Consider the following 1,546-nt stretch of genomic DNA (forward strand, 5'->3'; position numbering starts at 1 on the left):
GACAATTTGGCCGAGGCCGTTGCGCTGATTCGTAGTTACCGGCCGCCTCATCATGAGGTCACCAACCGCAACCATCGTGAAGCCGTCGGCGACGTTTGTAGCTGTCGAACCGACATAATCGAACTTTCCCTGGTCTATCATGAATCTGAAACCTTGCTACACTGCCAATTATTCTTCACTGTCGCTCATGCCGTACGTCAGCGTTGCCGGATAGAGAAGGTTGATCCTGGCAACACGCTCTCCAATCGTGCTCATACCGCTTTTGTTCGCAGGTCCTCAGGTGCGACTTCCATTGGAATAGGGCAGCGATAGGCGAGGCCGCCCGTGCGCTGTTTCAGTTCCGCCTTGGCGCGGGTGATGATTTCAGGATTGCGCAGGCAATCGGCCGCCGTAGTAGCCATGGCTTTTGCGGCTAAGACCATCCCCTTGTGGGCTGCAGGGAGGTTGCCCTGCGTGACGAGTTGCCAGGTATGGAATGGCGTACCAATGGCGAAGCAGGCCGTTTGGCATTGTGCAGTCGGTACGATCCAGCTTACATCACCCACATCTGTCGAGCCCATGTCACAACCCTCGTGGGCGGGCATTGCAAGCAGTCCATCGTGCAGGAATACGTCCTTGAGTGAAATATTGTCTGGCGCAACGCTTGCCAGCACGTCGTCCTCTGTCAGGGCCGCTTCGCGGATTTCTTCCGCGAAAGCCAAGTCTGCCTCGTCGAAAGCGGGCGGACCGAGACGGCGCATGTTCTCGTACATGACATCTTGAAGTGCTTTGTTGGGTAGAACGTTCGAGCAACCGCCGATTATTTGCACCGTCATGGAAGTGTCGGTCATCATGGTAGCGGCCTCTGCAATCTTCTTCACTCGTGCGAACAGGCGTTCAGCATTTGGCAGATGCGGGGAGCGCACGGAGTAAATTGATTCCGCAAAAGCCTGCACTACGTTAGGCGCGTCACCCCCGGTGTTAGTGATAGCGTAATGCACGCGCGCGTCGGAGGGCATGTGCTCGCGCATGTAGTTCACACCGATATTCATCAGTTCCACCGCGTCTAGCGCGCTGCGCCCAAGATGAGGTGATGCGGCGGCATGGCTTGCGCGGCCCTTAAAGCGGAAGCGAGCCCCGATGGCGGCGTTCGCCGATTTGGTCAGTACCTCGTTGAGTACCGCCGGATGCCAACAGAAGGCGGCATCGAGATCGTCGAAGACGCCGGCGCGAGCCATGAAGGTCTTACCTCCGCCGGCCTCCTCGGCCGGGCAGCCGTAGTAACGCACTGTACCCGCGATGCCTTCATTTGCGAGCGCATCCTTCAACGCGACCGCAGCGAGTGCCGAGCCGGAACCTAGAAGGTTGTGCCCGCAGCCATGGCCGGGCGCACCCTTCGCCGTGGGCATGTGCTCGGTCACGCCCGAAACTTGAGCGAGATCTGCCAGCGCATCGTACTCGCCTAGAATGCCGATGATAGGGCCGCCTTTGCCATACTCGGCCACAAAGGCTGTAGCAATGCCGCCGATATTCGACGTGATGCGAAAGCCTTCGCGCTCAAGCATTG

At 58.5% G+C, this 1,546-nt stretch carries 1 protein-coding gene; it reads right to left on the minus strand.

Annotated elements, in window-relative coordinates; genetic code table 11:
* Positions 1-251: 251 nt before the first annotated feature.
* Positions 252-1,546: amidohydrolase (locus EN742_RS34600; protein ID WP_148670507.1), on the minus strand; the 1,295-nt coding region annotated here is incomplete at its 5' end.

This window comes from Mesorhizobium sp. M4A.F.Ca.ET.020.02.1.1 (assembly GCF_004022645.1).
Taxonomy (GTDB): domain Bacteria; phylum Pseudomonadota; class Alphaproteobacteria; order Rhizobiales; family Rhizobiaceae; genus Mesorhizobium.